The organism is Aliivibrio sp. S2TY2 (assembly GCF_028765525.1).
In the GTDB taxonomy this organism is placed as follows: Bacteria; Pseudomonadota; Gammaproteobacteria; order Enterobacterales; family Vibrionaceae; genus Aliivibrio; species Aliivibrio finisterrensis_A.
In genome coordinates this window covers 77,830-104,450 of the sequence record NZ_JARACS010000008.1, presented here as the reverse complement: position 1 = coordinate 104,450, position 26,621 = coordinate 77,830, and the positions used below count along the sequence as shown (strand labels likewise).

Here is a 26,621-nt window from a genome sequence, read left to right as displayed (position 1 = left end):
CATTAGTTTGAATTTAAAATTCAGCATCAACTTCAAATTCCATTTCAATATTGGTAACAGGGTGACGTAACTTTAAATACCCTGCGTGTAAATGCAGTCTATCTGCTTTAAAACCATATAAATCATCCCCCACAATAGGGGTGTTTAATCCTGCTTGATGTGAGCAATGAACTCGCAATTGATGGGTCCGCCCAGTCTTAGGATAAAGGTAAACCTTGGTTTTATTATTAGCACGAGCAATCACTTGGTAACTAGTCTCGGCACTTCGGCCTTTATGATGGCAAACCATTTGGCGAGGTCTGTCTTCTATATCTCCACATAATGGCAGAGTAATAATACCCGTGTCGTTGTCGATATTACCTTCCAGTAGAGCGGTGTAACGCTTCTCTACCGTTCGTTCAATAAACTGTTTCTGTACTTGTTTATTCGTCTCTGGCGTAAGTGTTAGCACTAATAAACCAGATGTCGACATATCCAACCGGTGAACAATTAATGGGCCAGTAGCACTAGGATAGCGTGCCTGAATGCGAGCATGAACAGAATCAGCAATAAATTTTCCAGATACCGATAAAAACTCAGCGGGTTTATTCACTACAACCATTACATCATCTTCATAAACGATGTCTAACTCTTTGCCATAAGACGGTGTCTGTTCTAATGGACTTTCATCAAGGTTAATTCCAGTAAGCATATGTTCAAGGATCTCAAAGCATTTACTTTGGCACACAGGATAAAGGTTTTTATGCTGGCGAACTTGTTCATAAGGCGAAGAACCCCACCAAAATTCACCGAGTGCAATTGGTGTATAGTCGAAACGAAAAGCCGTTTGTAGCAGTTTTGGTAAATTCTGCTCGCTAGAATAAGGGATTGGGGTTTGCGCCTGTTCAGGAACACTTTGTTTAAACAGTTCAAATAAGCTCTTAATTACGCCAGATTGATTAATAAACTGAGTTGCTTTTAGCGTATCTATATCTATTTTTTTCAGCAATTTATTGAGCTGATTTTTATGTAAATCAATGTGGTGAGTGTATTCATTGTGTTGTTGGGTCAAGTCAGCAATAGTTTGTTGCCATTGCTGTTTTAATTGCTTTAAATCTCTCTTTTCACGGCTACTTTGGTTACCAAGTTCAGTAATTAACGCTGCTAGCTTTTCAGTAGATGATGAGTCAGCCAAAGATTCTGCTTGGGCACGTCGCTGCTTTCGTTCTTTTTTTCCCGCTGCTATTGATTGTTGAAACGCAGAGATCTCTTGCTCTGACTGTACCGTACTTACCGATAACTTTTCTGTTAATGCGATAAACGAGGGTGAGCTCTCTAATTGAGAAATACGCGATTTAAGTGATTCAATTTCGCTTTCTTGATGTGAAAATAGTTTATGGTGTGCTTGTTTATCAAAAATGGCATCGACAAAAAAATCAGGAGCCTGGTCCAAGCTATCTTCTGAATCTGCAAGTGTACCTGTAAAAGAAGACAGGTAACCCAGTTCTCCTTGCTGATTTTTTACCACAAGAACAGCAAACATCTTACCTTGCTTAGTAAAGTCATGATGCCATGTTTGTTGGTTACCGAGAAAATCTTGTAGTTCCACCATAGCTAATGATACCAGTGGATGCGGAGCATAATAATAAGGAAACGTAAACCTTTCTGGAAGCGCGTAGGAGTCTGTTTGACTTGAGAATGGTGTGAATTTTGAGTGTGTCATTTTATCTTGTGACATATTAAAACTCCGCCTCAATATCAAATTCCATCGGTTCTTTGGTCATCGGGTGTGTTAGGGATAAATAGCCAGCGTGCAAATGTAATCGGTTCGCTTTTTTACCATAGAGATCATCGCCAACAATCGGCATATTTAAGCCTAACTTATGAGCGCAGTGAACTCGTAATTGATGTGTGCGTCCTGTTTTTGGGTACAGATAAACTTTAGTTTTATTTTTTATGCGTTCAATGACTTGATACGTTGTCTCTGCAGGTTTTCCATGTTCAAAGCAGACGAGCTGACGAGGGCGATCATACAAATCACCACGTAGTGGTAATGTTATCATTCCTTCATCTTGCGCTAATACGCCTTCAATTAAGGCGGTGTATCGCTTCTCAATAGTACGGTTGATAAACTGTTTTTGTAATCGTTTATGTGCTTTTTTGGTTAGTCCTAATATCATTAAACCAGAGGTTGCCATATCTAAGCGGTGGACGATCAATCCTCCAGTAGCATTAGGGTAACGCTGTTGAATACGAGTATAGACAGAGTCTTGAATATTCTTACCAGGAACAGATAAAAAATCTGCAGGTTTATTAATGACAACCATACATTCATCTTCATAAATTATGTCGATGTCTTTGCCTTCCGCTGGGTTGATTAATAATGGGTTTTCATCCATTTCAATTCCATCAAGCATGTGACCTAAAATTGGTTGGCATTTACTTTGGCAAGAAGCATAGAATTTCTTATGCTGACGGATCTCAGATTTTGGCGCTACACCCCACCAAAACTCCGCTAATGCTAATGGTTTTAAATCATGAGTAAACGCATATTGCAGCAGTTTTGGAGCGGCACATTCACCAGAGCCTACAGGGGGAATATGGTTGGGTGTGTCTTTGAAAATATCATTGAGATCTTTTTCGATACCATGGGTATTTAAAAATTTATATTGCTGAAATAGCTTCTTTTGTAGTGCATTAGATAGATTTTTGCGTGCTGTTTTTAGTGTGGAAAGCTCGATATTAAATGTATCTAATTGGCTTTGAATACTAGTGATTTCGTTATCCCAAAAAAGCTTAAGATCTCTTAGCGTATTTTTCTCTTGAACACTTTCTTTGCCCAATTTTATCTTTAATTGTTCTAGTGCATCGATAGCTTCTTGATCGTTATCTTGAGCGTGTAATTCGGCTTCTGCACGTTGTGCTTTACGTGATTTTCGACCTTCAATCATCTCCTGACGCTGTGCTTCTAATTGTTCTTTTGAAGTCAGGCTTTTTGCTTTTGCTGCCGCTGTTAATTCAGCTAGTAATGGATTGGCTAGTTGTTGCTTAATGATTGCATTAATTTCGGTTATCTCAGCGAGCTCTGCTTTGAAAAAACCATCTTCCTCTAACATATCAAATACAGGAGGAACAAAATGGGGGAGGTGGTTACTGTCAGCGACTTTTCCTGAAAAAGCAGATAAGAATCCAACCTCGCCAGATATATGCTGAACGAGCAGTACGCCAAACATTTTACCAATTGCTTTATTATTTTCTTGTATTTCTAAGCCATTCTCTAAGCCAAAATTATGCTGCCATTCTGTTTGACTCTCCAGATGACGTTGTAACTGTTCTGCAGCCAATTCACATAAAGGGTGGGGTTCATAATAAAATGGAAAAGTGAATCGCTCAGGCAAAGCGTAATGGTCAATTGGATGAGAAAAAGAGGTAAAACACAGTTCAGATGTAGGCATAATGATATCTATATTAGCAGGGATGAAATAGGGGGATATTGCAGAATGACGCACATAAAGATAAGTGATTCAAAATTAGGTAGAGACCATGTGTTTTTGAATCACTCGAATGCGTTGGTGTACAGAAGTAAGGTGTTTATTCTGCTACTTTTACGCGAATTTTGTCTTTACCGATTTTTTTACCGTCTTCAGCTGCGATCGCGGCTAACGCTTCTTCTTCAACTAGCATCTCAACAAAACCAAAACCTTTTGATTCGCCTGTAATTTCGTCGATTACTAATTTACAGTATTGGAATGAACCGTGTGCTTGGAACATTTCACGTAATTGGAATTCAGACATGGTGCGAGGAAGATTGCGAACAAGTAATTTCATGAGTAACCATATAATAGTGATTTAAGGGTACGTTATAACAGATCTTAGTGGTTTCCCCAAGTATTCTATCGATTCAAAAATAGAAAATCCGAAACCACATTAACATGATTTCGGATTTGGATTTAGCCCTCCACCCAGAGCGCTAAAATTTGGGCATATTAGGTTGGATTAGAAATCGTAACGCAGGCCAAATTGAAGTTGATCATCTAAGTTATCCATTTGCTCAAATTTATAACCTGCATAAGTACGAAAGCTTTTGTTGAGTTTATAAATGGCTTCAATGGCTGCATTGTTTACAGTGTCATTACTGTCTATTTCTTGGAAGTTATAAACGCCTTGGAAAACCCACTGGTCAAACTTATAAGCAGCGGCAAGTTCGTAGCCGGTTGCATCAAGCTTATCGACTTCACCTGTTGTAAATAAACCAGATACCATAAAGGCATTAAGCGTGTAGCGAACGGCTAAGTTGACTTGATCTGCATCTACTTTTGTTATGCCATTTGGAGATTGTTCACCAGAGGTATAACCAAGACCAAAATCTAAGCCCATTGGTAATGCATACATACCTGAAATACCAAAGCTATCGTTTTTCTTTTCGTTATTAGCAATGTAGTTTGCTTGAATTGTTAGTGCATCAAACTCACCTGAGTATAAAAAGTTATTCTCACGTTTATCTTTGTTACCTGTCGTTAAATCAGCCGCATCACCACCGAATGTAGCTAAAATATCAGTGTAATCGGTAAGCATCACTTGTGCTGAATCTTGCTGACCATACGAGAAATTACCAATGTTTGTGCTTAAGCCTGCGAATAGGTAACGGGTATTTACGGTATTACCTTTACCACTGCCAATCTCAACTTCATAAGTACCAAATGCGCCTAAGCTATCGTTGATTTTAGTTTTGCCTTTTAAATTAATACGAGCACGGCTTTTATCTTCAAATGAACTCTCTGCTGCTGTTTCATTATTATCTGAAATATTCGCGCGAGCTTCGGCTCTGCCACCAACTTTTAATTGTGTATCATTTTGATCATAAACGGTTGCAGCTAAAAGAGGGGTTGATAAAAAAGATGAGACGATAGCTGTTGATAGTAGTAATTTTTTCATTAGATTCCATACCTTTAAAATACCAAAACACTCCGCTTTGGTTTAGTTAATTGCTTGGGATCTAAGATAAATTTTATATATGAAAGATTAATGTCAGTTATGTTTAATATTTATAAAAGTAATGTGTCGTTAGGGTGACAAACACATTACTCTTGATAGTTCGCTTATACCATTCTGGATAAGTCTTTGTTCAGATAGTTGCGTAGGAAAAATCGATTTTAACAAGCAAGAATGACCAAGTACTTATGTAGATTGGTATTAATTGCTTTGTTGTTTAGTGAATGCGTTTGATGTTCTTTTTATGACGTTCTTCTTCGCTTAAGAGTTGACAGGTCGCACAATTTTTTTTGCCATCAATTTTGTATTTCATGCAGCAGGTTTCACGTTGAACATAAAGGATTGCCTGATGTTTATTTTCAGCAACTCGTATATGAGAAAGATCTCTTCCTATCTCAGGCATAATACTTTCTAACCATTGCTGGGCTTTTGGTGCTACTTGATTAGCGAGTTCTTTTGAGAGCCCTTTTTCAGTTAAGCGCATGAAAAAGACGCTTACGGCAAGAGAAATGGCTCCCCAAAATGGTTTGTGTTTCAATCTTTCTTGCTCAAATAACACACTTAGTCCACCACCTATCTGCTGTAGTAAATGGGTAAATGCTTCATCAAGTTTATCTTGGCTCTCTACGACGGTTGCTTGTGGTTCAGAAGCCAAAGGATCGGTTGCAAGGCAAACAAAAGGGCAAGTGTTATTAATTTTTAGTGATTTTATCTTTTCGCCATTGGGTGTCGAAATGAAAATATCGTTAAACTGAATAATAGGAACGCGATTAAAGTGTAAACGTAGAGCGACTAAGCTGGTAAAAAATTGGTTATTAAATGATTTTAGCCACATGGAAGCTGAAACATTTTGGTTTACGTTGTTTTTTTTACCGAATAATTCAATCGCGTTGGATAAATGGGCAGGTAACCACTGGTTTAATGGTAAGTGCTTATCATCAAGTTGTTCTTTATTGATTGCTTTGAGTTTAAAATTATCATCAGCATCGTTTAACCATGCCAGTTGCTCTTTTAAAGAGTGGCATGAATCAGGTGATTTTTTGCTACGCCATAATGGCATTAGTTGTTCTGCAATATGCATATGAGCTACTTTAAATTATTATTATTTGTATTTAAGATGCAGGGTAGATTACACCTAAACTTGCATAACGAGAAGCGCCCGTCACATCCGGTTCGTTACTTGGTAAATCATGAATTCGTTGATGTGCTAACCATGCAAACGCCATTGCTTCCATATTGTCACTATCTACATTGTAGTCGTTAGTGGTGGTAACTGCCCAATTTGGCAGATGAACTTGCAATCTTTCCATTAAATAATGATTATGAGCGCCTCCACCGCAGACTAATAATTTTGCGTCATCACCGGTATGGAATCGAATGACTTGTTCAGCAATTGTCGTCACAGTGAACTCTAATAACGTAGCTTGAACATCCGGCGTTTGATAATGTTTATTCTCTATATATTGAGCAAACCAATCTAAGTTAAATAACTCACGACCTGTGCTTTTTGGGTATGGACGAATAAAATATTCATGTGCTTTTAGTTGGTTTAGTAATTCATCAATTATTTGCCCTGAGCGTGCCCATGCACCATCTTTATCATAGCTTACTTGTTGGTGCTCGGTGATCCATGCATCCATTAACATGTTACCCGGGCCGGTGTCATAACCGATAACTGGTGAGTCTTTCTGTAAAATAGAAATATTAGAAATACCGCCAATGTTTAAAATAACGTGAGTACTTTCGGGTTTCCCAAATAAGGTGTGGTGGAAAGCGGGTACTAATGGTGCGCCTTGTCCGCCTAGTGCCATGTCTTTACGGCGAAAGTCAGCAATTGTATTAATTCCTGTTTTAGCCGCGATAATATTGCTATCGCCAAGTTGCATCGTAAAAGGGTATTGTGCATCAGGTGAATGAAAAACCGTTTGACCATGGCTGCCAATTGCAGTGATCTCTTCTGGTTTAATATGCAGAGAATGAAGAAGGTGTAGTGCAGCATCAGCAAATAAATGACCTAAGCGATGGTCAATTTCACCAATCACCTTTAAATTAGTTTGTTGACCAGTACAAACAGCCAATAAATCAGCTTTTAATTGAGGCTCCATAGGGAAATCGGCATGACCAAGTAGATTGATTGTTGTGCCATTTGTTTCTACGACAACGGCATCAACGCCATCTAAACTGGTTCCTGACATTAAGCCAATGTATTTTTCCATGCCAATACTCCATAACTGCTGATTAATTAACGGTTTTATTGTGCCATAAAGTCGGTGAATAATATCTATATTACTCACATTATTGACATAAAATTACCATAGATAAGATGTTAATATGTGAAAGGGCATGATACTTTAAGCCTATAAAAATTAAGATGATTTGGAGAAAAATATGGGTCCATTATGGCTAGATGTTGAAGGATATGAAATTGATGCAGAAGAGCGTGAGTTACTTCAACATCCAACAGTGGGCGGATTGATCCTTTTTGCTCGAAATTACCATGATTCAAAGCAATTAGCAGCATTAACCGCTTCTATTCGTAAAGCAGCAGGGCGTCCAATCCTTATTGGTGTTGACCAAGAAGGCGGCCGAGTTCAGCGTTTTAGAGATGAATTTACCCTTATTCCACCTGCGCAAGCATACGCTGAAATGGATAATGGTCTTGAGTTAGCAAAAACAGCAGGCTGGTTATTGTGTTCAGAGCTCGTTGCTCATGATATTGACCTTACGTTTGCACCAGTGCTTGATAATGGTTTTGATTGTAAAGCCATTGGCAACCGTGCATTTGGTGATGATATTAATACCATCGTTAAATACAGCACGGCCTTTATGAAAGGCATGAAATCAGCAGGAACATCGACAACAGGGAAACATTTCCCAGGGCATGGTGGTGTGATAGCTGATTCTCATTTAGAAACCCCTTATGATCACCGTGATAATATTTTCGAACTCGATATGGCGATTTTTAAAGCACAAATCGACGCGGGTATTTTGGATGCGATGATGCCTGCTCATGTTATCTACCCTGAGTATGATGCATCACCAGCGAGTGGATCTTCATTTTGGTTGAAAGACATACTGCGTAAACAGCTTAACTTTAACGGCTTGGTGTTCTCTGATGACTTGAGCATGGAAGGTGCCACAATCATGGGTGGGCCAGCAGAGCGTTCTCAGCAAGCCCTTGATGCTGGTTGCGACATGGTATTAATGTGTAACAATCGAAAATCAGCCGTAGAAGTATTAGATAACCTAGCGATTCAAACGGTAGAAAAAGCAAATAGTTTACTTAAAACTAAACATTTCGATAGAAAAACGTTATTAAGCACTAAGGAATGGAAAACGGCGAATGAGATCGTTACCCGCGCTTACGATCGCTGGAAAAAGTGATCACTTGAGTAATGAGTAGCTTTTAGAGATAAATAAAAACGCACAAGGTTTATACTTGTGCGTTTATTTTATTTATTGAAGTTTAAGCAGAGATGTTCTCTTTATTTCTCTTCCATCGTAAGCATTTTGTAATGTAAAAATATGACCATTATTGGATTCAAAAACAAAAAATGGCCACTCTGTGTAATTTACCCCATCTATCATAGAGGTTGTTTCTTCATAGCGTGTGATTTCTGTATTATTTGATTTTTGTAGCTGTCTGATCATATTAAATGGGTATTTTTCTATAACCCATAGATAAGCGCCTGTATCAAAAAGGTGCTTTAATTCAGCGGTTTCATCTAAGCCAACACCGTTTACATATTCTTGTAATGGAAGTTGTCCTACGTGAGTCATATCCATAAATTCAAAGTCAGAGATGAAAAAATAATCTCCTGTTTGTGAATAATAATAATTTCCAGTCCGGTCAAACCAAAAATCATCACCATGATCATAAGTACCATGATAAACATCCGATTTTGGTTGCTCATCCCAACGTTCTGAATCTAATATGACTTTTGAAAATGAGCGAGGGCTTGAGTTTATATCTTGTGTATACAAAGCTTCACCATTTGGAGTTACTTTTAATATTGGCCCGCCATAAAACTCGCTTGAATTACTGGTTTCAATATCACCAGTATTAATGTTTATTCGCTCTAAAGCCTGCCAATTATACCCAGTACTTATCGTATAAACGTGATCCCCTTTTACTGCAATATTCGATTGGCTGGAATTTGAGTTTAAAAGTTTTTGGAAAGAGGTAGATGGACTTGCTTTATTATAATCTATAACAAAAACACCATAATATTGACTAACTGCAATTCGTCCTTGCTTTTCACTATGATCAACGGATAGATTTTTAGGATAGCTTGTAAGTGCAAATTTTTCTGTTGTATTACTGCTTATGTCATAAACGTAGATAGCATTTTCAGGGGATTCTGATGTCATAACTAAAACATCTAACCCTTGTATATATTCAGCTTCATTAACTGTGAAATCAAATGCTAGAGGGGCATTTATAGCAATTGATTCGTCACCACTAGCAAGAGGAGAGTTAATTTTATAGGTCATAGGAATACTCAGTGGGCTTCCTTTGATTGGGTAGAGACATTCGGCATCATAACAAGCATTGACCTTAAACTCTTTACTATGCGTATCAATTAATAGATTACCGGGTAACTTTAAGCCTAGGTCAAGGTCAAATAAATACCCCGTTCGTTGTGTGACATTAAATTTATTAATTAATTCGCTATCGTTTCCTCGACTAAAGATAATTGAATTGCTATTACTGCCAGTAACTGAAATTTCTTTTGAAGTGAAGTTATCGGTGATATTAGCATCATCATAATTGTATTCTCGACTTATTGTAGACTCTGCACTTACCATCCTAATTTCATCGTCTAAGCTTACGTTATAATTGATGGAGGCATTAATTGGAGAACCAGACACTTGTTCATTACAATATTCATCATAGCAAAAATTGATAGATATATTGTGTGTTGATTGGCCATCACCAACAGCGTAACCAGGAATAAAATCAACCTCAAGATTACCAGTGCTGTCTGAGGTGATATTCATATAGGTTGATTTGATAGCGATACTGTCATAAAACGCACCAAAATAGAGGTTTTTTGAGGTCGTTCCTTTTGATTTTACAGGTATAATGACTCGTGTTGATTCTGTCGCATTGCCCTGTACGCTAACATGTGGTGAAGAGCTGAATACGTGTAAACTTCCGCCATTACTTCCACCGCCACTATCGCTATCTCCACCGCAACCAGCAAGAAGGGCTGCAATAGAAAGAGTTAAAATTTTATACATATATACCTCTATTTTGATTGAGTATTTTGAAGTAATATCACGTTATTTTATGATTTCAATATAAGATTATTAAATTCTCGGTGAGGTTAGGTGCTAGATTTAATAAGCTTCGATTGGCTTCAAACTTAATATTAATAGGAATGTAATATTACAAATATCTACTAAATGATTTTGTTATATGAAAATATAAATTAGAGATTTTTAGGTAAGTCTTTTCAGTTCAGAATTTTAATAGATAGGTTAATTAATTACATTGGTATAATCTGAGTAAATATAGAAAGTAAAACACATAAAAAAGCCTCGTAAATCAATTTGATCTACGAGGCTTTTGTTTTAAATATCGATCAATTATTCAACCGTAATGATACGCATACAGTTAGTTGAACCAACGATATCCATTACATCACCTTGAGTGATGATAACTTGATCACCAGCACTTAATAGACCTTTGCCTTTTAGTGTATTAATTGCCGCATGAGTTGATGGAAGACCAGAGTCTGCGCTTTCATCAAAGAATACTGGCGTTACACCACGGAAAAGCGCTGCACGGTTTAGTGTGCTTTCGTTACGTGATAGAGCAAAGATTGGTAAACCAGAGCTTAGACGTGACATCATTAGTGGAGTACGACCAGACTCAGTAAGTGTGATCATCGCCGTGATGCCTTCCATGTGGTTTGCAGCATACATGGTAGACATTGCAATCGTTTCTTCAGGGGTAGTGAAACGACGATCTAAACGGTGGTTTGATACGTTTACAGTAGGCACTTTCTCTGCACCCATACAAACGCTTGCCATTGATGTTACTGTTTCAACAGGGAAGTCACCAGCTGCTGTTTCAGCAGAAAGCATTACCGCATCAGAGCCATCTAGTACGGCGTTAGCAACGTCCATTACTTCAGCACGAGTTGGCATTGGGCTTGTGATCATTGATTCCATCATTTGCGTTGCTGTAATAACCGTACGGTTAAGGCTACGAGCACGACGGATAAGTTGCTTTTGAACACCCACTAGCTCAGGATCGCCAATTTCAACACCTAGATCACCACGAGCAACCATCACTACATCAGAAGCCATGATGATATCATCCATTGCTTCTTCTGTAGCTACTGTCTCAGCACGTTCAACTTTAGCGACTAATTTAGCTTCTAGACCTGCTTCACGAGCTAGACGACGAGCATAGTTCATGTCTTCGCCATTACGTGGGAAAGAAACGGCTAGGTAGTCTACTTTCATTGCCGCAGCAGTGATGATATCAGCTTTGTCTTTTTCAGTTAGTGCGTCAGCAGAAAGGCCACCGCCTTGCTTGTTGATGCCTTTGTTGTTTGATAGAGGCCCAGCAACCGTTACTTCAGTATGAACTTTATTGCCTTCAACTGCTGTTACGCGAAGTTGTACACGACCATCATCAAGAAGAAGAACGTCACCAGTAGTCACGTCTTGTGGAAGTTCTTTATAATCAAGACCAACAGAGTCTTGGTTACCTTCACCTTTAGGTAAATCGCTATCTAGTGTGAATTTATCACCAATAGCTAATTGAATTTTACCTTCTTTAAACGTAGAAACACGGATTTTAGGGCCTTGTAAGTCACCTAGAATCGCTACGTGAGTACCAAGTTTTGCAGCGATTTCACGAACTTTCTTAGTACGCTCAATATGGTCCTCAGGGCTACCGTGAGAGAAGTTCATACGAACAACGTTTGCGCCAGCGGCGATGATTTTTTCTAAGTTATTATCACGATCAGTTGCAGGGCCAAGAGTGGTAACAATTTTTGTTCTACGTAGTCTGTTAGACATATTATCTCCAAGATGGATGTTGTTGTGTTTATTCTGTGATCAAGTAAACATATATCGAGAATGATGACAATTCCATGATTCAAACAAGGTAATTATCAAAAATTATCACGCAATCGCTAAATATTTGTGCGTTTGTATAGAAAGTCGCCAGTTTCTTTTGATGCAGGTTTCAATACAAAGTTCAGTAGCGCGTGGTTTTTGGCTGATAGGTTGCAGTGCAATAGTTACGTCATCCAATAACTTTACACCATCTAATAACGCTTCTAGTTGCTCAATATCTTTGTTAGTTCCTACAGGGTGTTTAATTTCGTTTGCTCGCATTAATGCGTTTTCTAAAACGGGCAGTTTACCTTTCATATTGATTTTTGGTGAAACCGTAACCCATGTATTTTCTGATGCAAGAACAGGATAAGTACCACTGGTTTCTATTTGACAACGATAACCGTGTTGTTCTAATTCTTCAGTTAATGGTGTTAAGTCATACATGCATGGCTCTCCACCAGTGATGACCATATGCTTTGCTGTGTAGCCTTGTTCTTTAAGCATATTGATTATTTGAGTGCTCGTTAACTCGGTCCAACTTGGTGAGTCTTCTGTTTTAGCTAAAATTGAAGCTAAATCCGTTTGATCACTTAATTCCACATCCCACGTTTGTTTTGTATCACACCAAGAACAACCGACAGGGCAGCCTTGCAAGCGTAAGAAAATAGAAGGAACTCCAGTAAATGTGCCTTCACCTTGAATGGTTTCAAATAGCTCATTAATCTTAAATGTTGACGATGACATAATTATTTTACTCAAATAAAAAACTACAAAATTTGGTGATTGAAATACGTGTTAAAGTCGCATTTTCAGTAAATATTTCATGATCTTCGTGATAAACATCACGTAGGTTAACTCTCGGACTTCACAATTTGTTCGCAAAGTAAAAAATGATATCCGATGATATTTATTTACTGGAGAGAAGCATGTACGTGGCCCAACCCGGACACATTGATCATTTAAAACAAGTAAATGCTGGACGGGTATACAAGTTAATTGATCAACTAGGCCCAATCTCTCGGATCGATCTTTCTAAGCAAAGTAATTTAGCTCCTGCCAGTATTACTAAAATCACACGTGAATTACTTGATGCACACCTTATCAAAGAAACGCAAGTACAAGAAGCAAATAGTCGTGGTCGACCAGCAATTGGCTTAGAAGTTGATAATGAAGGGTGGCAATTCCTATCTATGCGTTTAGGGCGTGGTTATCTAACCATTGCGTTACATAGCTTAGGTGGAGCGCAAATTATTGAAGAAAGACAAACGATTCATGAAATTGAGCAAGATGAATTACTTGCAAAATTACTGTCTGAAATTGAACTTTTTTTCCAAAAGCATTCTCGAATATTAGGAAGAATAACCAGTATCGCAGTGTCACTACCAGGCTTAGTGATTTCGTCACAAGGCCTTGTAATACAAATGCCTCACTATAATGTAGACAATTTGCCTTTGGGTCCTAAGATCTACGAAGCAACAGGACTGCCTGTGTTTGTTGGCAATGACACTCGTAGTTGGGCGCTAGCTGAAAAGCTATTTGGCAATTCAAAAGAACACGATAATTCAATATTAGTATCAATCCATCATGGGGTTGGTGCTGGTATTATTATGAACGGTGAAGTTTTACAAGGCAGAACAGGCAATATTGGTGAGATGGGGCACATCAAAATCAATAAGTTGGGTGCTCGTTGTCATTGTGGTAATTCCGGCTGTCTAGAAACGGTTGCAAGTGCAAAATCATTACGAGATCAAGTCAAAAAGCTGATTGATGATGGGCATAAAACATCATTAAGTGGTAAAAAAATCACGATAGAAAGCATTTGCCTTGCAGCGAATGACGGAGATATGTTAGCTAAACAAGTTATTACTGATCTAGGACATAATCTTGGTGAGGCGATCGCTATTATGGTGAACTTGTTTAACCCTGAAATTGTATTGATTGGTGGAGAAATTAACCTTTCAAAGGCGATTTTATATCCTGTCATTATGGATGCGATCCAAAACCAAGTATTGCCATTGTACGCTAAAGACACCAAGTTAGTCGAAAGCCGCTTTTATACGCAAGCAACGATGCCCGGTGCGGCATTAGTAAAACAGGCTATGTGTGATGGCTCTTTGTTAATGAAGGTGATTGAAGGGTAATATTGACAATCTTTTATTCTATAAAAATAGCAGCTGAAATGAGCTGCTATTTTTATTTGTAGGCACTGCTTTATTGTTGAGGTTAGTTAGACTTCGCTTTTAAGAAACTCAATGAAAGTATCAATATCTTCTTTTGAAACGTCTTTATGAGTAACGAATCGAATAGGGTTACCTGCTGACAGTAAGATATCGTGTTGGTTCGCTTTTTGTACAATATCATGAATATCGATTTGACTATCTAAGCGTGCAAAAACGATATTGGTCTGTACATGCTCAATATTAACGCTAAATCCAGTCACAGTATTCAGTTGTTCTGCTAAATATTTCGCATTGCTATGATCAATCGCTAACTGTGGCACTTGCTCAGTCAGCGCAAGTTTAGCCGCAGCCCCTAGAATACCAGCTTGCCTCATTCCGCCACCGAGCATTTTTCTGATACGACGTGCTTTTTGAATGTATTCTTTTGGGCCTAATAATAAAGAACCTACAGGTGCAGCTAATCCTTTAGATAAACAAATCGTCATGCTATCAAAGTGCTGAGCAATTTCTTTAATATCAACGTCAAGGGCAACAGCTGCGTTATAAACTCGTGCGCCATCAAGGTGAAGTTGTAAGTTGTGTTTATTTACAAACTCACGTGCTTGTGCAAGATAAGAAAGGGGTAAGACTTTACCGTTAATGGTATTTTCTAAGCTCAATAGTTTTGTTCGTGCAAAATGGAAATCATCAGGCTTAATTGCGGCTTCTAGTTTTTGAAAACAGAGTGAGCCATCAGGATTGTTTTCGATAGGCTGAGGTTGAATAGAACCCAATACGGCTGCACCGCCGGCTTCATATTTATAATTATGTGCTTGTTGACCACATAGATATTCGTCGCCGCGTTCACAGTGAGCCATTAAGCCAAGTAGATTTGCTTGAGTCCCTGATGATGTAAACAGTGCAGCTTCAAATCCATGACGATCTGCTGCCCATGTTTCTAGCTCATTAATCGTTGGGTCGTCTCCATACACATCATCGCCCACAGGGGCATTAGCCATCGCCTCACGCATGGCTTGGGTCGGCCTTGTTACTGTATCAGAGCGAAAATCAATCATGTTACTTCCTTGCATTAGCCACTATACCTAAATATAAGATATTTGTTGGCGATGTTGTTGTTATGTTTCACTTTAAAGTCAAGATAACATAGTGCTTCTAGATGTGAAAATAATGAGAGTGAGATCTTTCAATTTAAGAGAGTTAAACATCCATCGTATTTAATAAATACACTGGTGGTAATCACTTTAAATGAGCAATTACGACTAAATGGCTAGTTGATTTGGTTATTTATCAGCCAATTACACTAAAGGGCTACTAGGTACAGACTAAAAATTACATTATACTCAAGAGTAATGTGATATCTGAAATGTAAGGGAATGTAATGCAAGGTAACTCAATAAGAACCAGTGCAGAGCGAGCGTTGTTATCAGAGCGTATTCAAAAACTGACAACGGCGTTATCTGACGGCGTATATGAAAGAGAAGATACAATGCGATTGTGTCTACTTGCAGCGCTTTCTGGCGAGAGTGTATTTTTACTTGGACCACCAGGTATCGCAAAAAGTTTAATTGCTAAACGATTAATAAAAGCGTTTGATAATAGTAGTTATTTTGAATATTTAATGACAAGGTTCTCGACACCAGAAGAAGTGTTTGGTCCATTATCGATTCAAGAACTTAAAGACAATGGAAAATACGTTCGACTCACTCAAGGGTATTTACCTACGGCTCAAGTTGTCTTTTTAGATGAAATTTGGAAAGCGGGTCCTGCAATTCTAAATACATTGCTGACTGTGGTTAATGAAAAAACCTTTAAAAATGGCAATGAAATACTTCCTGTACCAATGCGTCTTTTGATTTCAGCCTCAAATGAATTACCAGATGAAGACAGTGGCCTGGATGCTCTATATGACCGAATGCTTGTTCGTGTGTTTGTAAACCGTATTCAAAATAAAAATAATTTCAAATCTATGTTGATGACGGGCACGATTCAAGAAACAGAAATCGATCCGGCATTAGTGGTAACCGATGAAGAATATCATCAATGGCAAAGAGAATTCGATGGACTTACTTTATCAGAAGAGGTATTTGAAAAATTATTTGAATTAAAAACAATGCTTGAAAAACACAATGCGTCTTATGATGACTCATTGTACGTATCGGATCGTCGATGGAAAAAGTCAGTTAAATTATTGAAAGCTTCTGCATTTTTTAGTGGGCGCGATGAAATCAACCCAATGGATCTATTGTTGCTTCAAGATTGTTTGTGGACAACCCCTGAAAACCGAGAGCAAGTAAGAGAAAGTATTCGAACCTTTGCTTCCGATAAGGCATTTGATCAAAAGAATGTTTCTATGAATATTGAAATGATTCAAAGTGACATTGCTGAGATGGAAGCGCAGGTTCTCGTTGAGCAAGGTATCGCTCTTCATATTGAATCGGCGGGTAATCGCCTGATGAAAAAAGAAAGCTTTGAATTTGATTTTAACAAAGGCAAGCGATACAGCGTGGGTCATACGCATCAGTTGGTTAAGTTGATCATGCTGCAATCAAACATGTCAGTATCTGAAGGCGAGAAAGGGGACAGTCGCTGGGTTTATGTTAACCCTGAAGAGCTGGCTAAGCAGATGAAAGAAGGGAGAGCAACGGTATATGGTTATGTAAATCAGAATCAAAACCTATGCAGCTTAACGTTTGAATTGGATGCTGATTGCAGATTAGTAATCAAAGATATCGCAAATCGTTCTGTTCTTGTTGGTATGGTGGGTCATAATGATCCAACACAAAGCCAGTTTGATGAATGGACACAAAAAATAGCGCATAACCAACAGCACTTAGATGAAGCAGAGCACCAGTTAAGAAAAAGTCGTGCTCAATTTCATTCTGCATTGCCTCATAACTTCATTGAAGAGAGCTTACCATCAGTGATTGAAAACAGTTTACACCTTTTAGGTCAGCGTATTGAAAGCTGTAAATCTCAATTTGAAGGGGCAAGCCGTCGCATGTTGAAATTTAGCGACTATTATTCATAGGCTATGATCTCTTTTAGAATACAAGGAAACTTATGTTAGGTGCAGATGCGCTAAATTTGGTTTTAATGGTTGCTGAGTCAGGAATGATTGACTCATCCATTACCGAAATATTATCAAGACCACAGTTTTTGACTGCAGCAAAGTCTAATCCTAATATTAAGCCTACGATTAAAAATCACATTTTGAAATGGCGTGGTAAGGTTAAGCACAAAATGACAAAAGTGTGTGAGACCGAGCGAATTCAAGAGGAGCTAGCTCTGTATCAAGAGGTGATTCATTGGAGTGAGAGTGAATTCTATTGTCAGGTAGATGATATTATGTCTAAGCTGCAGTGGCATTCCTCATTTTATATCGAAGCAAAAGAGCTTATTAACAATAATAAAAGCTTAATGAACCCAATGTTTCCACGCTTTTTTTGTGAGCGATGGTATCAGAGTTTGTCTGATTCAATTAAACAGGCTCAATTGAGCGAACTTAAAGAAGACAAAGAAAAACTGTTGGCGGATTTGTATCAGCGGATTGAAACGTTAAAAGCAATGGAATCGGTAACAGAGGAAGGTGATGATGCCCATATTGGTAAACTGTGGGATATGGCTTCAGCAAAATTAACCAAGTCCAATGTCGATATCATGAAGTTGCATGCGCGCTTCCTTAAAAAGAATAAAGGCTTGCAAGAAATAGCGTCAAAACTGGGTCGTATGGCGAATGAAGCACAAAATCATGATCGCTCTCAAGCTACTGCTGAAGAAGTTAAGGTGGTGGAAGAGAAAAGTGATTTTGTTACTGATGATATTGTTGGTATTCAAGAAGGAGATGATCTTAGTCGATTACTGCCTAATGAAACCTTATTTCTGTCACACCCTGAGCTAGAAGTGATTTTCTATCAGCATTTGGTTGATAAACGTCTGATGAATTATCGTATGGAAGGAGCTGATAGGAAGTTACGCAAAGTTACGGCTCATTCAAGAGCATCAGATGATGCATTAGTTGAAAAAGGCCCTTTCGTTGTGTGTGTTGATGCTTCAGGCTCAATGAGTGGGTTTCCTGAGCAATGTGCTAAGGCCCTTGCTTATGGCTTGATGCAAATAGCATTAGCGGAAGAGCGAGATTGTTATGTGGTTTTATTCTCAACTCAACAAATTACGTATGAATTAAGCAAGCAAGATGGCTTGAGAGAAGTTGCCGATTTTTTATCGTACAAATTCCATGGTGGAACAGATTTAGAGCCTGTATTAGAGCAATCTATTGAATTGATGCATGGTGATAAATATAAAAACGCAGATTTAGTGGTTTTGTCTGATTTTATTGCACCGACGCAATCAGAGAATATTGCAGCAATGGTAGAGGACTTAAAACAGCATCAGAATCGATTTCATGCCGTTTGTTTATCAAAATACGGTAATCCAGCATTAATGGCGATGTTTGACCATACATGGTCTTATCATCCATCAATGCTAGGTCGTTTAACGCAAATTCGTTAAGGCTTGGCGTTATTCGCCATCTTTAACAAAACGAACTTTGCTAAAACCTAATTTAGTAAAGTAGCTATGGCGAAAATCTTTTACCGCTCCTGGGTTGTTTGATGCCATCTCAACTTGCTTTAACATGGTATCAAATTGAGAGATATCGATGCCTTCTGCTGCTGCTGCTGCTTCAAATGGGCCATGAAACTCTCGAAATGAAAAAGGGATCTCTTTAGTTTCAGATTTGTATGTGTATCGAACGGTACGAGCCATTATTATTCCTCGAAAATGGATGACATATTGCCATCCATAATCATTAATTATTTTTTGAAGATTTCAGCAAGTTCACGTTTCATGATTGGATCGCGACGTGCTTTTTTGATTTGTTTAACAAGATCTTTCACGCAGTTGTGAAGCACTTGGTCAAGCAGCTGAGAGCGGTATTCTGCTTTTGCGTCATCGTCCATGTTTTCAGGAAGTTCGATAGTTTCAAACTCAGCCATGAAATCATAACCCGCATAACTTTGGCTTAGAGAGACTAAAGCGTGGAACTGTTCAAAGTTATCTAGCACTTTTTGTGCACTAGCAGGCATTTCATCCCAAGATTCACGAACCGCAATTTCAGCAACTTCATGAACAGAAACAAGCATGTGCCACATTTCTTCAGGAACGTTTTCAAACTCAATCACTTTTTTAAGTTCAGGAGAGATAGTTTCTAAATCGATAGCTTCTTTTTTTTTGTTTTCAACTTCAGACATGTGAGTTTCTCGTCATATAAAAGAGAAATGGTAACCAGACCACAAGAAATGTCAATTCTATTCATATCATGAGATGAAATTAGCCTTCAATTCGTTCTATTTAGAAGCAAATATGAGGAATTAATATCACAAAAATGAAGATTTAGATAAAGAATGCGCTAAATAGGTCGATACAGTTGATAGGAATTATAATAACTCGGATTAATCATGCTAAGAATTATATCGTTATGCACTTCATTGTTATTGGTAGGTTGTGTTCAAGATGGAGGAAATTTATTAGATACAGCACCAAAAACAAAAAGTGACACACCATACCCAACGTTTGAAGACCCTTATACAGAAACAACAGAGCAGGAAAATACGACGGATGCTACTCGTGCGTTAACCGGCCCAAATGGTGAATTAAAAGACGATGACATGAGAAAAGTGTCTGAACAATTAACTGATTTAGGTGTTGTTTATCATGAGGTGAGTGGTGATCAGCTGGTTATTTCAATTCAAGAAAAAGTACACTTTTCTAGTGCAAAAGCTGAATTGACGCCGCTAGCAACTAATTTATTAGATAAGCTAATTTCAGTTATGTCAACAAAGCCTGAATTAGCATTGGTTTTAGATGGACATACTGATGTCACTGGTAATCCAATCAAAAATCAAAATCTGTCAGAAATGCGTTCAAACGAAGTTCGTCGTTATTTATTAACTAATAAATTAAATGCATCTCAGCTCTATTCTCGTGGTTTCGGTGAATATCTTCCATTATGTGATAACGAAACGATGCTTGGGCGTAAATGTAATCGACGTGTCGAAATTACTATTCTGAAGATTCATTGGTAGAAGATATAAGAACAGAACTCAAACTGGATAGTGACTCACTATCCAGTTTGCATTTAGGTTACTGAGTTGCAATTACTGGCTTTTGGTAAGCCTTAGTTCCCCACAGCGGTACCGTCGAAAGGCTGTGTTTGAAGCTACCTTCTGTCTCTTTCGTCGTGTAAGACAAGTAGAGTAGAGTTTGATTTTCAGCATCGTAGATACGTCTAACTTTCATCGACTTGAAGAAAATACTTTTAGATTGCTTAAATACTACCTCACCTGATTTACTTCTATCGATTTGAGCGATCATCTCGGGGGTAATTTCGCCTGTTTGACGACATGAAATCGAGCTATCACTTGGGTCAGATAGGCTCAAATTCGCTTCAACTGAGGCAATGTGACAGGTTACACCTGGAATTTTCTCATCATCAAGGTTTGAGATTTTGATGTCTTTTAGTGTAAATATACCGAGTGAAACGTCTCCAACCTCGTTGTCTGAACAACCAGCCAGCAATCCTGCGATACTTAAAGCGATCAGTAATTTTTTCATAAAGTTATTCTCTAAAGGGGCGATACAGTAACTATAACATTAAATATGATTTTTTAGTGCAGCGCTTCTCTTAAATAGTTTTTCATTTGAATATAGAGAAGAACGTTATTGAGTGTTTCATTCGCTAAAATGTATTAGTATCTGTTTAACAGAATTTAAGTGTGGATTGTATTGTGAAAAAACAAATCATTGCCGTTTTAATGATGGCTGCTTTAATGGGTGGGTGCAGCTCTGCTGCACAACAGCAAATATGTGTTCCTGACTTTTGTAATATTTGGGGGCAGTAGTTTTATCTTTGCTGTTTTATTGTTGGATTCAACGTATCTATTTATTGAATATAAGCCTATAATCAACAGGTTCAAGACATTGTTAGGATTTTTAAAATGAAAGTATGTGGCGTAGAGCTTAAAGGTAATGAAGCAATCATCTGTTTAGTAAATAAATCAGATGGCATGATTGACCTACCAGACTGTCGTGTTGCTAAATTTGATATTACTGAGCCATCTAAAACGGAATCAATCCGTGATTTTCAGTTTAAATTTAAAAAATTAATGCAAGATTACCAAATTGAAACGGTTGTTATTAAAGAGCGTTTAATGAAGGGTAAATTTGCAGGTGGTGCTGTAGGCTTTAAATTAGAAGCTGCTATTCAACTGATTGATGAGATTGAAGTTGAAGTACTAACTGCCGCAGACCAAAAAGCAAGCCTTAAACGTGCGCCTGAAATGCTGCGTGTAAAAGAGATTGGCCTTAAAGGTTACCAACAAGAAGCATATGAAGCTGCTTACGCTTTCTTAAACTTCTAAAATTTAATGATATAAAGGATGGGTGACCATCCTTTTTTGTAGGTGCTATGACTATTAATTTTGAAACATTTTTTCAACAAAAACAGGCTTGGTTATCGAACCAAGTTAATGTTGACTTTCCAACTCCTGAAAGTGTGAAAGGCCGAGATGTTTATTTAAAGCAACCTGCGAAAGCGGCAGAAGAATACACATTATCATCGGAAACACTACCTGAAACCATCTCGGTTCTATTGGTGACAGAGCATAGATTAACGATTCGCTGGGCAATAACCGTTGCCAGTCAATGGGATGCTGAATATGACGAAGTATTGGAGTTTTTAACTCAAATCGACCTATGCGATGATTATCAATTGTTTGTTGCGCTTGATGGTATGAAACCTGTAGCTGCTTGTTTATCTCAAGTTATTGACGGAATCATGTACGTTTCTGATATTGCATTAACCAGTGATGCCATTAATGAAAATGCTTTTTTAAACACTGTGATGGCTCAGCAGTCTATTCAATTTGAAAGCACGCTTAAGTCTTGCATTAAAAATTAACTTGGTGTTTGTTGATTGAGCGATAAGTTTATGCGTCATTATTCTTCATTGTTATTTAGTTTAGTTTTTGTCTTTTTCTCATTGAATGCAGCGACAAAACCACTTGTAACAGAAAAACCGATTAATATCCTAGTATTACATTCATATAGCCCTTCATATGAATGGACTCAAAATATTGAAGATGGGATAAAAAATACGGCCAAAAATAGTGATAAACCCATTCGTCTTTCTATTGAGTATATGGATTCTAAGCGAATTAAAGGAAGGGCTTATCAAACTCAATATGCAGATTACTTAAGTGCTAAGTACACTAGAGATTATTTTGATGCTGTTATTGTTTCTGATGATAATGGGCTGAATTTTCTTGTTAAAAATGGTGAGTATTTATTCCCAGAAATACCTGTTGTTGCCGTTGGTATAAATAACCTTAGTGTTGATTTAGGTTCATTAGCCGATCGAACGACTGTTTATTATGAAAAAGATCATATCCTTGAAAACCTTGAGTTGGTTCAATCTCTTTTCCCGCAAACCAAAACTATCTATTTACTGAGTGATAATAGCTTAACCTCACAACTTATTCGTAAAAGCTTTTTAGATGAAGCTGAACATTTCCCTGATTTTACTATTAAGATTATTGATGAAAAACCACTAATGGAGGCGGCATCTTATCTATCACAATTGTCGTCTGATTCTGTTGTATTTTTAACTCACTATAATACAGAACTTCAACAGGGGAAATATTATGATTATGCTTCTGTTGCATCTCAACTATCCAAAAAAAGTACCGCGCCTATTTTCGTATTTTGGGAACATTATATTGGCTATGGGGTGCTTGGGGGATATGTTAACCGTTCATATTCATTGGGTGTACAGTCAATTTTATCGCTAAGCCATAAACTGAAATTTTCAATAGTTAAAAATGTAATCAATTTTCCAACGGCTTGGGAAGGGTTTGTATTTGATCATCGGGTTGTGGATGTATTTGATTTAGATATCGATGATCTTCCTTATGCATCCAGTGTTGTTAATAAGCCGTCGTCGTATCTTTATGAAAATAGAAATATAATTACAGTCACCTTTCTTTTAATTTCAATGATGTTAGGGATTATCATTACTCAGTTTATTGCTATACGTCGTAAAAAAGAGCTGAATGAGAATAAGTCTCATATTTTAGCTCTACAAAATAAGACATTACGAGTTCAAAGAGCAATGATTGAAGTACTTGGAGAGGCGATTGAAACACGATCGGGAGAAACGGGAAACCATGTACGTCGGGTGGCAAAAATGTCGTTATTGCTTGGTAAAATATACGGACTACCTAAAAGCGAATATGAACTAATTGAAGTTATTAGCCCAATGCATGATGTTGGAAAAATAGGGATCCCTGAAGCCATTTTGGATAAGCCAGGTAGATTAACTCAAGAAGAGAGAGTCATTATTGAGACGCATACAGAGCTAGGATATAAACTATTAAGCTCTGGTGATGGAGAAATAATGCAGTCTGCAGCAAGGATTGCTTTAGAGCACCATGAACGGTGGGATGGGAAAGGTTACCCGAATCAATTAGCGGCGCATGATATACATATTTTTGCTCGAATTACTGCTATTACAGATGTGTTTGATGCCTTAATGAGTAAGCGTTGTTATAAAGAAGCGTGGCCTTTAGAACAGGTGATTGAATTATTTAGTCGAGAATGTGGTAAGCAGTTTGATCCCGAGTTGTGCACTTTATTTTTAAAGAATATAGATAAATTTGTAAGTATTCGTCAGCAATACCCTGATTGATATTTGAAATAAAAGAATAAAAAAGCCCGATAGTTCGATGAACTATCGGGCTTTTTGCTATTGATATGATTTTTACCCAATAAAGCTAATGTAAGTTTGCAATATGATTAGGTTAACAATATCAATAAAGAAAGCGCCTACAATAGGTACAACCATAAATGCTTGTGGTGATGGACCAAAACGAGAAACTAATGACCCCATATTCATTACAGCTGTAGGCGTTGCTCCAAGACCAAAGCCACAGTGCCCGCCAGCTATTACCGCTGCATCATAGTTGGAGCCCATTGCTCGGAACGTAACAAAATATGAGAACAAAGCTAATACAACTGTTTGAACCGATAAAATAATTAATAATGGAATGGCTAAATCAAAAATATTCCACAATTTTAAACTCATTAATGCCATCGCAAGAAAGAGGGCAAGGGAGACTGTGCCTAAAATATCAACGGTTTCAGTATCAATTTTATGGATCTTAGTGACTTCAGTAATATTAGTGATAAATACACCGATAAATAACGCATAAACAAAATCAGGAATTTTTAGCCAAGATATTTCAAATGTGGCAATAAAATCACCAAGATGGCCAGCACCAACAACACAAAGTAAAAGTACAAATAGGGTTTCAATTACTTTTTTTGCGGTAACTTTTTCTTCTTCACGCTCATTGTACGTTACCACTTCAGGGAAGCGAGTATGAGTGTCTATACCTGTCCCGTATTCTGATTCAAGGTTATGCTTATGGATCAATTTTTGTGCAATTGGGCTACCAATAAGCCCACCCATAATTAAACCAAACGTAGCTGAAGCCATTGCAAGCTCAAGTGTATTTAGGTTATAGCTTTCAGCAAACGTATTAGACCAAGCTGCACCCGTTCCATGTCCTCCTGATAGTGTAATAGAACCTGCAATCAACCCCATTAGAGGGTCAAGTCCCATTAAGCTAGCTAGGCTAACACCAATACCGTTTTGGATAATGATGTAAACGGAAGCAACAGCAAGAAATAAGAAGACCTTTGTACCTCCTTTAATTAGCTGTTTATAGTTAGCCGCAAGACCAACAGTACTAAAGAACATAAGCATGAATGTACTTTGCAAAGGTAGCGAGAATTGTAGGTTTATCCCTTGAAAATGAAGGATAGTAATCACAACCGCTACAATTAACCCACCCACAATAGGTTCTGGGATATTGTATTTTTTAAATAGAGCAACTTTTGAATTGATGATATGTCCTAAAAAAAGGACAGCTATAGCAATCAAAAATGATTCAAGTGCGCCAATAGATAGAGTGTTTGACATAGTACTCCTAAGTTGAAATATCATTTATAGTTTCATTCAAGTTAGTGTATTTCGAAATAAAATGAAGAATACATGTATTTTAATGCATTTTTAAGAATGATATTGTCTGATTTCAGGGACTGATAGTAGCACTTTTATCAGCAAGATAGGGTTGCGGTAGAGTAAAAGATGAAAATACACTGTTATGATTGAAGATTAAGTTAGGTTGTTTTTCTTGTTATTCGTCATAAAACAACACAATACTTCCTCCTCGTAACGCACTTCCAACATTAAATGTGAAGCCAATTCCAACGTTATCAACAAGTGAAATCCATTTTCTAGTATCGATTAACCATGCAATATTGAACTCATGGTAAAAGTCAGTTCCAAGCGGTTTATTTACATCTCCGCCTAAATCAACACGTTTGGCTTTGAGATAAAGTACCTGAGCGAAACGATTCCAATGAGCCATGTTATAGCGTAATTCTATACTATTGATAAAACGCCAAACTTCAGGGTTTACCTCAGAGCTGTAATCTGAAGAACCCCCAAATCCTTGACCATAGGCATAATGATAGCTGTTGTTAAAACGCCACTCCCCCCAAGGTTCTTCTTTTTTATATTCAAAGGAAATTTTTGGTTCAATAATAAATGCATTCGTTGAGACATTAAAATAAACACCATTAAGATGAGGCGCTAAGGCTTGGCTATAGGCCGTATTGTACTCGTGAGTATTACGATAATGCATTAAGTGTAGTGCATTGCCGAAGGATATGGTCCAATTCTCTTGAAATATATAATTTTGGGCATATTCAGCATACAAACCGAAGATTTCGTCTAAATCAGAATCAGGCTGTGATTTATCTTGAAACTTAACATCAATGTCCGTGTTGACATAAGATGCTCGAAGCGTAATGTCATGGCTCCACCGGGATTCTGGATCATCCGTTAGTTCAAAAGTGTAGGGTAGCGAGTAAACTGTCATTTTACTGCGTAAATCTACTGAGTCAGCACTACCGATATTTTCATTATCAGTTTCTAAATAATTATTAGGATTAAAGTCAGCAATGCCAAAGGTGATCATGCTGCTATCGGATAAAACGAGAGAAGTAGCAAAAGCCTCTTCAAATTGACGGACAGGAGTAATGTTACGAGCAACAGCTTTATCCATTACTGTACTAAGTAATAAAATAACAAGAAAATAGGTTGGTCGGCGTTGCATTGTTTATCCTTTGAAAAGAGTCCCTAATAATGTAGTAGAAGTAATAATGAAAATCTATATTAAATCAGCTTGTTATCTCAACTTTTCCCAAAAACAATACGGTTGTGAGGTGTATTGAAAAACAGAATCGCGTTAGATAGCTATTTATTCT

At 37.7% G+C, this 26,621-nt stretch carries 23 protein-coding genes; 8 read left to right on the top strand and 15 right to left on the bottom strand.

Annotation, left to right across the window (positions count from 1 at the left end):
* Positions 1-13: 13 nt before the first annotated feature.
* From PVK63_RS13335 to PVK63_RS13310, 6 genes are all read right to left on the bottom strand, one after another.
* Positions 14-1,717, bottom strand: a complete 1,704-nt coding sequence (locus PVK63_RS13335) for an RluA family pseudouridine synthase (RefSeq protein WP_423734707.1) — start codon at positions 1,715-1,717, stop codon at positions 14-16.
* A 1-nt stretch (position 1,718) separates the two neighbouring features.
* Positions 1,719-3,434: an RluA family pseudouridine synthase gene (locus tag PVK63_RS13330; RefSeq protein ID WP_274440587.1), complete on the bottom strand. Its 1,716-nt coding sequence runs from the start codon at positions 3,432-3,434 to the stop codon at positions 1,719-1,721.
* Between the two features lie 136 nt (positions 3,435-3,570).
* Positions 3,571-3,807, bottom strand: coding sequence for an RNA recognition motif domain-containing protein (locus tag PVK63_RS13325; protein ID WP_130087604.1), 237 nt, complete (start codon positions 3,805-3,807; stop codon positions 3,571-3,573).
* A 168-nt stretch (positions 3,808-3,975) separates the two neighbouring features.
* A complete protein-coding gene (locus PVK63_RS13320) occupies positions 3,976-4,914 on the bottom strand; it encodes a porin (RefSeq protein ID WP_130087605.1) in 939 nt (312 codons plus the stop codon).
* A gap of 274 nt (positions 4,915-5,188) precedes the next feature.
* Positions 5,189-6,052, bottom strand: a complete 864-nt coding sequence (locus PVK63_RS13315) for a (2Fe-2S)-binding protein (RefSeq protein WP_130087606.1) — start codon at positions 6,050-6,052, stop codon at positions 5,189-5,191.
* Between the two features lie 31 nt (positions 6,053-6,083).
* Complete coding sequence (locus PVK63_RS13310) at positions 6,084-7,187, bottom strand: anhydro-N-acetylmuramic acid kinase (RefSeq protein ID WP_130087607.1); 1,104 nt, start codon at positions 7,185-7,187, stop codon at positions 6,084-6,086.
* Positions 7,188-7,359: 172 nt separating this feature from the next.
* On the opposite strand from PVK63_RS13310, the gene nagZ reads away from it, so the two are divergent.
* Positions 7,360-8,355 (top strand): beta-N-acetylhexosaminidase, encoded by a 996-nt coding sequence (nagZ, locus tag PVK63_RS13305; RefSeq protein ID WP_130087608.1) that lies wholly within the window; start codon positions 7,360-7,362, stop codon positions 8,353-8,355.
* A 72-nt stretch (positions 8,356-8,427) separates the two neighbouring features.
* Here the strand turns inward: nagZ and PVK63_RS13300 are convergent, their stop codons facing one another.
* The 3 genes from PVK63_RS13300 to queE all read right to left on the bottom strand — a co-directional run bounded on the left by PVK63_RS13300 (position 8,428) and on the right by queE (position 12,795).
* On the bottom strand, positions 8,428-10,215 hold the full coding sequence (locus tag PVK63_RS13300) for a hypothetical protein (RefSeq protein ID WP_130087609.1): 1,788 nt from the start codon (positions 10,213-10,215) through the stop codon (positions 8,428-8,430).
* A gap of 348 nt (positions 10,216-10,563) precedes the next feature.
* Positions 10,564-12,009, bottom strand: coding sequence for a pyruvate kinase (gene pyk, locus PVK63_RS13295; protein ID WP_130048124.1), 1,446 nt, complete (start codon positions 12,007-12,009; stop codon positions 10,564-10,566).
* A 105-nt stretch (positions 12,010-12,114) separates the two neighbouring features.
* Entirely contained in the window at positions 12,115-12,795 is a 681-nt protein-coding gene (queE, locus tag PVK63_RS13290; protein ID WP_130087610.1) for a 7-carboxy-7-deazaguanine synthase QueE, read from the bottom strand.
* Positions 12,796-12,977: 182 nt separating this feature from the next.
* Between queE and mlc the strand changes: the two genes are divergently transcribed.
* Positions 12,978-14,192, top strand: a complete 1,215-nt coding sequence (mlc, locus tag PVK63_RS13285) for a sugar metabolism global transcriptional regulator Mlc (RefSeq protein ID WP_130045852.1) — start codon at positions 12,978-12,980, stop codon at positions 14,190-14,192.
* 86 nt (positions 14,193-14,278) lie between these two features.
* On the opposite strand, the gene ltaE is transcribed toward mlc, so the two are convergent.
* Positions 14,279-15,283 (bottom strand): low-specificity L-threonine aldolase, encoded by a 1,005-nt coding sequence (ltaE, locus tag PVK63_RS13280; RefSeq protein ID WP_207215678.1) that lies wholly within the window; start codon positions 15,281-15,283, stop codon positions 14,279-14,281.
* A 326-nt stretch (positions 15,284-15,609) separates the two neighbouring features.
* On the opposite strand from ltaE, the gene PVK63_RS13275 reads away from it, so the two are divergent.
* Together PVK63_RS13275 and viaA are read left to right on the top strand one after the other, a co-directional pair.
* Complete coding sequence (locus tag PVK63_RS13275) at positions 15,610-17,259, top strand: ATPase RavA domain-containing protein (protein ID WP_130087612.1); 1,650 nt, start codon at positions 15,610-15,612, stop codon at positions 17,257-17,259.
* A gap of 32 nt (positions 17,260-17,291) precedes the next feature.
* A complete protein-coding gene (gene viaA / locus PVK63_RS13270) occupies positions 17,292-18,740 on the top strand; it encodes an ATPase RavA stimulator ViaA (protein ID WP_130087613.1) in 1,449 nt (482 codons plus the stop codon).
* A gap of 9 nt (positions 18,741-18,749) precedes the next feature.
* Here the strand turns inward: viaA and PVK63_RS13265 are convergent, their stop codons facing one another.
* Together PVK63_RS13265 and PVK63_RS13260 are read right to left on the bottom strand one after the other, a co-directional pair.
* Positions 18,750-18,995, bottom strand: coding sequence for a DUF2960 domain-containing protein (locus tag PVK63_RS13265; protein ID WP_130045856.1), 246 nt, complete (start codon positions 18,993-18,995; stop codon positions 18,750-18,752).
* Between the two features lie 47 nt (positions 18,996-19,042).
* Positions 19,043-19,480: a DUF3069 domain-containing protein gene (locus PVK63_RS13260; RefSeq protein WP_130087614.1), complete on the bottom strand. Its 438-nt coding sequence runs from the start codon at positions 19,478-19,480 to the stop codon at positions 19,043-19,045.
* 207 nt (positions 19,481-19,687) lie between these two features.
* Between PVK63_RS13260 and PVK63_RS13255 the strand changes: the two genes are divergently transcribed.
* Positions 19,688-20,314, top strand: a complete 627-nt coding sequence (locus tag PVK63_RS13255; protein ID WP_130087615.1) for an OmpA family protein — start codon at positions 19,688-19,690, stop codon at positions 20,312-20,314.
* 58 nt (positions 20,315-20,372) lie between these two features.
* Here PVK63_RS13255 and PVK63_RS13250 read toward each other — a convergent pair whose 3' ends face one another.
* Positions 20,373-20,843: a CreA family protein gene (locus PVK63_RS13250; RefSeq protein ID WP_130087616.1), complete on the bottom strand. Its 471-nt coding sequence runs from the start codon at positions 20,841-20,843 to the stop codon at positions 20,373-20,375.
* Between the two features lie 383 nt (positions 20,844-21,226).
* On the opposite strand from PVK63_RS13250, the gene PVK63_RS13245 reads away from it, so the two are divergent.
* Genes PVK63_RS13245 through PVK63_RS13235 form a run of 3 tightly spaced genes read left to right on the top strand, consistent with a single transcriptional unit; the run spans position 21,227 to position 23,973 of the window.
* Positions 21,227-21,649 carry a DUF3010 family protein gene (locus tag PVK63_RS13245; protein ID WP_130045860.1) on the top strand — a complete coding sequence of 141 codons (423 nt, stop codon included), beginning with the start codon at positions 21,227-21,229 and terminating at the stop codon, positions 21,647-21,649.
* Positions 21,650-21,696: 47 nt separating this feature from the next.
* Positions 21,697-22,188 carry a hypothetical protein gene (locus tag PVK63_RS13240; RefSeq protein ID WP_130087617.1) on the top strand — a complete coding sequence of 164 codons (492 nt, stop codon included), beginning with the start codon at positions 21,697-21,699 and terminating at the stop codon, positions 22,186-22,188.
* 30 nt (positions 22,189-22,218) lie between these two features.
* Positions 22,219-23,973 carry an HD domain-containing phosphohydrolase gene (locus tag PVK63_RS13235; protein ID WP_130087618.1) on the top strand — a complete coding sequence of 585 codons (1,755 nt, stop codon included), beginning with the start codon at positions 22,219-22,221 and terminating at the stop codon, positions 23,971-23,973.
* Between the two features lie 72 nt (positions 23,974-24,045).
* Here the strand turns inward: PVK63_RS13235 and gltS are convergent, their stop codons facing one another.
* Both gltS and PVK63_RS13225 read right to left on the bottom strand, forming a co-directional pair.
* Positions 24,046-25,269, bottom strand: coding sequence for a sodium/glutamate symporter (gltS, locus tag PVK63_RS13230; RefSeq protein ID WP_130045862.1), 1,224 nt, complete (start codon positions 25,267-25,269; stop codon positions 24,046-24,048).
* A gap of 217 nt (positions 25,270-25,486) precedes the next feature.
* Entirely contained in the window at positions 25,487-26,470 is a 984-nt protein-coding gene (locus PVK63_RS13225; protein WP_130087619.1) for a Solitary outer membrane autotransporter beta-barrel domain, read from the bottom strand.
* Positions 26,471-26,621: the final 151 nt, after the last annotated feature.

What these genes read in the sequence shown, in the direction of transcription:
- PVK63_RS13335 (WP_423734707.1), bottom strand. Translation starts at nt 1,717, where the DNA reads ATGTCACAAGATAAAATGACACACTCAAAATTCACACCATTCTCAAGT.
- PVK63_RS13330 (WP_274440587.1), bottom strand. Translation starts at nt 3,434, where the DNA reads ATGCCTACATCTGAACTGTGTTTTACCTCTTTTTCTCATCCAATTGAC.
- PVK63_RS13325 (WP_130087604.1), bottom strand. Translation starts at nt 3,807, where the DNA reads ATGAAATTACTTGTTCGCAATCTTCCTCGCACCATGTCTGAATTCCAA.
- PVK63_RS13320 (WP_130087605.1), bottom strand. Translation starts at nt 4,914, where the DNA reads ATGAAAAAATTACTACTATCAACAGCTATCGTCTCATCTTTTTTATCA.
- PVK63_RS13315 (WP_130087606.1), bottom strand. Translation starts at nt 6,052, where the DNA reads ATGCATATTGCAGAACAACTAATGCCATTATGGCGTAGCAAAAAATCA.
- PVK63_RS13310 (WP_130087607.1), bottom strand. Translation starts at nt 7,187, where the DNA reads ATGGAAAAATACATTGGCTTAATGTCAGGAACCAGTTTAGATGGCGTT.
- nagZ (WP_130087608.1), top strand. Translation starts at nt 7,360, where the DNA reads ATGGGTCCATTATGGCTAGATGTTGAAGGATATGAAATTGATGCAGAA.
- PVK63_RS13300 (WP_130087609.1), bottom strand. Translation starts at nt 10,215, where the DNA reads ATGTATAAAATTTTAACTCTTTCTATTGCAGCCCTTCTTGCTGGTTGC.
- pyk (WP_130048124.1), bottom strand. Translation starts at nt 12,009, where the DNA reads ATGTCTAACAGACTACGTAGAACAAAAATTGTTACCACTCTTGGCCCT.
- queE (WP_130087610.1), bottom strand. Translation starts at nt 12,795, where the DNA reads ATGTCATCGTCAACATTTAAGATTAATGAGCTATTTGAAACCATTCAA.
- mlc (WP_130045852.1), top strand. Translation starts at nt 12,978, where the DNA reads ATGTACGTGGCCCAACCCGGACACATTGATCATTTAAAACAAGTAAAT.
- PVK63_RS13275 (WP_130087612.1), top strand. Translation starts at nt 15,610, where the DNA reads ATGCAAGGTAACTCAATAAGAACCAGTGCAGAGCGAGCGTTGTTATCA.
- viaA (WP_130087613.1), top strand. Translation starts at nt 17,292, where the DNA reads ATGTTAGGTGCAGATGCGCTAAATTTGGTTTTAATGGTTGCTGAGTCA.
- PVK63_RS13265 (WP_130045856.1), bottom strand. Translation starts at nt 18,995, where the DNA reads ATGGCTCGTACCGTTCGATACACATACAAATCTGAAACTAAAGAGATC.
- PVK63_RS13260 (WP_130087614.1), bottom strand. Translation starts at nt 19,480, where the DNA reads ATGTCTGAAGTTGAAAACAAAAAAAAAGAAGCTATCGATTTAGAAACT.
- PVK63_RS13255 (WP_130087615.1), top strand. Translation starts at nt 19,688, where the DNA reads ATGCTAAGAATTATATCGTTATGCACTTCATTGTTATTGGTAGGTTGT.
- PVK63_RS13250 (WP_130087616.1), bottom strand. Translation starts at nt 20,843, where the DNA reads ATGAAAAAATTACTGATCGCTTTAAGTATCGCAGGATTGCTGGCTGGT.
- PVK63_RS13245 (WP_130045860.1), top strand. Translation starts at nt 21,227, where the DNA reads ATGAAAGTATGTGGCGTAGAGCTTAAAGGTAATGAAGCAATCATCTGT.
- PVK63_RS13240 (WP_130087617.1), top strand. Translation starts at nt 21,697, where the DNA reads ATGACTATTAATTTTGAAACATTTTTTCAACAAAAACAGGCTTGGTTA.
- PVK63_RS13235 (WP_130087618.1), top strand. Translation starts at nt 22,219, where the DNA reads ATGCGTCATTATTCTTCATTGTTATTTAGTTTAGTTTTTGTCTTTTTC.
- gltS (WP_130045862.1), bottom strand. Translation starts at nt 25,269, where the DNA reads ATGTCAAACACTCTATCTATTGGCGCACTTGAATCATTTTTGATTGCT.
- PVK63_RS13225 (WP_130087619.1), bottom strand. Translation starts at nt 26,470, where the DNA reads ATGCAACGCCGACCAACCTATTTTCTTGTTATTTTATTACTTAGTACA.